The sequence below is a fragment of the Streptomyces sp. P9(2023) genome (assembly GCF_032436795.1).
Lineage (GTDB): Bacteria > Actinomycetota > Actinomycetes > Streptomycetales > Streptomycetaceae > Streptomyces.
Map to the genome: position 1 here is coordinate 1 of NZ_JAUPWM010000435.1, position 275 is coordinate 275.

Sequence of the window (275 nt, forward strand, 5' to 3'; positions counted from 1 at the left end):
CGCTGCTTTCGCGGGAGCGATGTGGTGTGCCGCCTGGGTGGGGAGGAGTTCGTGGCGCTGCTGCCGGTGACCGACCTGGATGAAGCCGAACGACGGGCCAACGAGCTGTTGCAGACGCTGCGTACCCATGCCCTGTTCCATCACCAGCAACCGTTGGGCTACATCACGCTTTCGTGCGGTATTGCGGCGTATCCCGAGCATACCGACAGCCGACATTCGCTGATCAAGATGGCAGACCAGGCGCTTTATCAGGCGAAGCACCGTGGACGAGATCG

At 62.2% G+C, this 275-nt stretch carries 1 protein-coding gene; it reads left to right on the forward strand.

Features of this window, described 5'->3' with window-relative positions; translation table 11 throughout:
• Positions 1-51: 51 nt before the first annotated feature.
• Positions 52-275: diguanylate cyclase domain-containing protein (locus Q5762_RS38250; protein WP_315896922.1), on the forward strand; the 224-nt coding region annotated here is incomplete at its 3' end.